Source organism: Jiangella rhizosphaerae (assembly GCF_003579925.1).
GTDB lineage: Bacteria > Actinomycetota > Actinomycetes > Jiangellales > Jiangellaceae > Jiangella > Jiangella rhizosphaerae.
Genome location: NZ_QUAL01000234.1, coordinates 1 through 1,299 on the forward strand (window position 1 = coordinate 1; position 1,299 = coordinate 1,299).

1 protein-coding gene and 1 pseudogene are annotated in these 1,299 nt (G+C 78.2%); both read right to left on the reverse strand.

Going from position 1 to position 1,299, the window contains the following annotated elements; all coding sequences use genetic code 11:
* Positions 1 to 211: pseudogene (locus DY240_RS22695) on the reverse strand (hypothetical protein); the annotation flags it as partial.
* Positions 212 to 224: 13 nt separating this feature from the next.
* On the reverse strand, positions 225 to 1,299 hold a 1,075-nt coding region (locus DY240_RS22700; RefSeq protein ID WP_147375456.1), incomplete at its 5' end, for an ABC transporter permease.

Sequence of the window (1,299 nt, forward strand, 5' to 3'; positions counted from 1 at the left end):
GCAGCCGGGGCAGCGCCGACGCCGCGACCGCGACCGGGACGGCGGCCAGCCCGAGCAGCGCCCACGGCAGCAGGTCGCCCGGCACGTCGATCAGCGTCCGCAGCGCCCACACCGCGAGCGCGACGGTGCCGGCGACCAGCACCGCCCACCCGGCCCACAGCGCCACGTCGCGCCGGTTCCGCGCCCGGGCCGCGGCGAGAGTCGCGTTCATGCCGCCCACCTCCTCATTCCGCCCGCAGGGCCTGCCACACCGGGAACGACGCCGCCCGCCGGGCCGGCCACGCCGCCAGCGCCACGGCGGCCAGCAGCGCCGCGGGAACCACGACGACCAGGGCCGGGAGCACCGGCGGTGGCACGTAGTGCGTCACAGCGGTCTCACTGACGTAGCGCCACAGTGAGCGTCCGGCCGCGACACCGAGCGGCGCGCCGACCGCCAGCCCGGCCAGCACGATCACCACGGACTGGGTGACGACGGCGCCGCGGCACTGCGGCCCGGTCAGCCCGGTGGCGCGCAGCACGGCGAGGTCGTGCCGGCGGCGGCGGACCGCCACCGACAGGGCGTGCCCGACGGCGGCCAGCGCGAGCACCCCGAGGAAGAGCGCGAGGTGGAGCGGGAGGTCCCGGATCACGAGCAGCTCCACCGAGTGGTCGCGTCGCAGCGCGGCATGCACCGAGACGTCCTCGGACACGGCGTGCACGGCCCGGTCCAGCCGCCGCGCCACAGCGGCCGGGTCCGCGCCGTCGCGCACCGCGATGTGCGCGAGGTGGAAGGACGCGGCGTCGAACAACGCGTCGAACCCGGCCCCGGTGACCCAGCCGCCGTCGACGTTGTAGTTCGCCGGTCCCTCCGGCAGGAAGGCCAGCCCGGTGACCGTGAGCCGGCCCGCCGCTCGTGTCCCGGTCAGCTCGACGGTGTCGCCGACCGCGACGCCCAGCACCTGGGCGACGTACGGGCCGAGTGCGATCTCGTCGGGCGCGGCGGGCAGCCGCCCCTCGTCCACGACGACCGGCAGCGGCGCGCCGACCGGCTGGAACGTGTACACCGCCGGGCTGGCGCCACGGGCCTGCGCCACCGCCGACCGGCTGTCGTTGACGGCGGCGACGGCGGGGTCGGCGGCGAGCACGGCCAGCACCCGCCCGGCCGTGCCGTCGTCGTCGACGTCGAGCGCGGCCTCCAGCGCGTGCACCTGGCCGTACCGCGCCGGCGTGGTCTCGGCGTCGCCGACGCCGGCGGCCAGCGTCAGCGCGGCCACCGTCCCCGCGATGCCGGCGACGGCGCCGAGCAGGGCCGGCCGCACC